Below are 3,381 nucleotides of genomic sequence, written 5' to 3'. Positions count from 1 at the left end.
CGGGATACCGGACCGTGGACGGGTCGGGGACGGGCACTGACGGTCCCGGTTCGTCAGCGGGTGGCGTGACGAGGCGCGGCGTGGCGCGGGCCGTCCGAGTCGTGTCCGTCCTGGCTGCTCGGGAGGATCGACGCGGTCTGCTTGAGCGAGTCGATGGTCTTGTTGGGTGCGCGCAGCTTGCGGACCCGCATGTAGCCGATCAGGGCCAGCAGGCCCGTCACCACCAGCATGATCAGGAAGACGATGAGGAAGGCGAGCCAGCGCGCCACCCAGACATCGAGGAGTTCGGCGAGAAAGAAGAAGAAGAAGAACGAACTGAAGGTCAGCACGGCGAGCGCAAGGATGAAGAACAGGCTGCCCTGCACGCCCTTCTTGACCTCACCGGTCACCTCCGCCTTGGCGAGCTGGACTTCGGCGCGGAACAGTGTGGACAGCTGCGTCGCGGCGTCGCGCACCAGTTCGCCCACACTGGCGTCGCGGGGTGTCGGAGCGTCCACCTTCGTCAACGGGATGCCCGAGATGCTCGACGGGACTCCGTTCTCCGGACGATTCGCGTTCGTCACGCTCACTACTCGACCCCTTCGGTTGGTTCGTTCCGTTGGCGGTGGGCGCGCCCACGCCGTAACAGTAGCGCCGACCCGAGGAGAGAGGCGATCAATGATGTCACCAGCACGGCGGCCTTGGCGATCTCGGCGGCGTCTCCGGTCAGCGACAACTCGGTGATCAGCAGACTCACGGTGAACCCGATCGCGCCGAGCACGGCGAGAGCGAAGACGTCGCCCCACTGCAGCCCGGTCGGTTTCGTCGCCACCCGGAATCGGATGGCCACCCACGTGCTGCCGAAGATGCCGACGGTCTTGCCGACGAGAAGACCGAGGACGATGGCGAGGCCGACGGGGTCGGTGAAGACGTTGCCGAGCATCTCGGCGCCGATGGGAACACCCGAGGCGAACAACGCGAAGATGGGGACGCACAGCCCTGCCGACCACGGCTGGAGGCGATGGGCGAGCCGCTCGGCGGGGCCGTAGTCCTCTCCGGGATCGGTACGGACGCGGGTGAGCAGGCCCAGGAGGACCCCGGCGACGGTCGCGTGGATACCGGCGCTGTGCATCGCGTACCAGGTGAACAGTGCGAGCGGCACGTACAGCCACGGGGTGGTGATGCGCTTCTTCTGCGCGAACCAGTACGCCGCTGCCGCGGCCACCGTCGCGAGCATCCAGCCGAGCGCGAGGCCGGAGGTGAACAGGATTGCGATGAGTGCGATGCCGATGAGGTCGTCGACGACGGCCAGGCTCAGCAGGAAGACCCGGGCGCTGGTGGGGATGCGCGAACCGGTGAGTGCGAGCACGCCGAGAGCGAAGGCGATGTCGGTCGCGACCGGGATCGCCCAGCCCCGGTCCATGCCGGGGGTTCCCCAGCCCACGGCGGCGGCGATGAGGGCCGGCAGCAGCACACCGCCGCAGGCCGCGATGACCGGCAGGATCGCCTTCCTGCGGTCGGCGAGTTCGCCGATGACCAGTTCGCGCTTGAGCTCGAGGCCGGCGACGAAGAAGAAGACCGCGAGCAGTCCGTCCTTCGCCCACGTCCCGAGCGACAGGTGCAGGTGGAGGAACTCCGGTCCGATCTCGAAGTCGCGCAGCGCGGTGTAGGAGTCGCCGAAGGGGGAGTTGATCCAGATCAGCGCGATCGCGGCGGCGACGAGCAGGAGTGAACCGCCGACGGTCTCGGCGCGGAGATAGCGGTTCAGGGAACTGGTCCAGGTGACGGAGGAGGTGTCGGACACGGGCGTCTTTCGCTGGGCGGATACGGGCACGGGCGAACCGTCGCCGACCAGACTTCCCGGCACACCGGGGAAGAGTCTAACGCCGGACGAAGGGCGTCCGTAGGAGTGTCCGATTTGCGGTGGGCGGAAACTCGGGTGTTCACTTTCCTAGTAAGTGGGATCTGGTCTCAGAATGTGAGTGGAGTAGTAGGGATGGTTCAGTGAGCACATCGGTCGGAGTCGAGGACGGGGGTTCCTCGCTCGTCGCAGGCGTTCCGCGCCGGCGCATCGTCGTCGCCAGCATGGTCGGCACGTCCATCGAGTTCTACGACTTCTACATCTATGCGACAGCCGCCGTCTCGGTCTTCCCGCACCTGTTCTTCCCGCAGGGCAACAGCACGACCGCGCTGCTCGCCTCCCTCGCGACCTTCGGCATCGCCTTCGTCGCCCGGCCGGTCGGATCCGTCGTCTTCGGACACTTCGGCGACCGCATCGGCCGCAAGGTCACCCTCGTCGGCTCGCTCCTGACGATGGGCATCGCGACCTTCCTCATCGGCCTGCTGCCGACCTATCACCAGGCCGGGCTCATCGCACCGGCGTTGCTGGCGCTCATGCGCTTCTGCCAGGGCCTGGGTCTCGGTGGGGAGTGGTCGGGTGCGGCGCTGCTCGCCACCGAGACGGCCGAACCCGGCAAGCGCGCCTGGGCGGCGATGTGGCCGCAGCTCGGCGCACCCATCGGCTTCATCGGCGCCAACGGCCTGTTCCTGATCATCACGCTGGCGCTCGGCCACGACAACGGTGATCCCGACCTGTCGAGCGCCTTCCTCGAATGGGGCTGGCGCATCCCGTTCCTGCTCAGCGCCATCATGGTGATCATCGGCCTGTACGTGCGGCTCAAGCTCGAGGAGACGCCGGTCTTCGCCAAGGCCGTCGCCGAGGGCAAGAAGGTCAAGACGCCTCTCGCCGAGGTGTTCAAGACCAGCTGGCGTCAGCTGATCATCGGCACTTTCGTCATGCTCGCGACGTACACGCTCTTCTACATCATGACCACCTGGGTTCTGAGCTTCGGAACGGGCAAGACCCCCGCCGAGGGCGGCCACGGTGCCGGATTCCAGTACGCGGACTTCCTCGTGCTGCAGCTGGTCGCGGTGCTGTTCTTCGCCGCGGCCGTGCCCCTCGCCGGATGGCTCGCCGACCGCTACGGCCGCCGCTCGACCCTGCTCGTCGTCACGGGCGCGATCATGGTGTTCGGCCTGTGCTTCCAGTTCCTGCTGTCGAGCGACGGCATGAGCTCCGGCCGCATGCTGTTCTTCCTCATCGTCGGCATGCTGCTCATGGGTCTGACCTTCGGGCCGCAGAGCGCGATCCTGCCCGAGTTGTTCCCGACGAACGTCCGCTACACCGGCTCCGGGATCTCCTACAACGTCTCGAGCATCCTCGGTGCCGCCGTCGCCCCGTTCATCGCGACCTGGCTCGCCACGAGCTACGGCGTCGGCTGGGTGGGCATCTACCTGCTCATCGCCGCGGCGACGACCTTCGTCGCGCTCCTCGTCGTCAAGGAGACGCGCGACCGGTCGCTCGACGAGGTGTAGTCGTGTAGTCGTACCGAGCGCGAAAGG

The 3,381-nt window shown here is 67.1% G+C and carries 3 protein-coding genes; 1 reads left to right on the top strand and 2 read right to left on the bottom strand.

The annotated features are described in order from the left end of the window. Positions 1-53: 53 nt before the first annotated feature. Positions 54-569: a phage holin family protein gene (locus ACLBYD_RS30495; RefSeq protein WP_060653827.1), complete on the bottom strand. Its 516-nt coding sequence runs from the start codon at positions 567-569 to the stop codon at positions 54-56. Continuing rightward, on the bottom strand, positions 569-1,783 hold the full coding sequence (gene nhaA / locus ACLBYD_RS30490) for a Na+/H+ antiporter NhaA (protein ID WP_060654059.1): 1,215 nt from the start codon (positions 1,781-1,783) through the stop codon (positions 569-571). The genes ACLBYD_RS30495 and nhaA overlap by 1 nt, the downstream gene beginning before the upstream one ends. A 200-nt stretch (positions 1,784-1,983) precedes the next feature. On the opposite strand from nhaA, the gene ACLBYD_RS30485 reads away from it, so the two are divergent. Next, on the top strand, positions 1,984-3,354 hold the full coding sequence (locus ACLBYD_RS30485) for an MFS transporter (RefSeq protein WP_060653825.1): 1,371 nt from the start codon (positions 1,984-1,986) through the stop codon (positions 3,352-3,354). Positions 3,355-3,381: the final 27 nt, after the last annotated feature.

The organism is Rhodococcus sp. C26F (assembly GCF_053345925.1).
The sequence above is the reverse complement of the archived record's forward strand: the minus strand, read 5'-3'. Positions and strand labels throughout refer to the sequence as shown.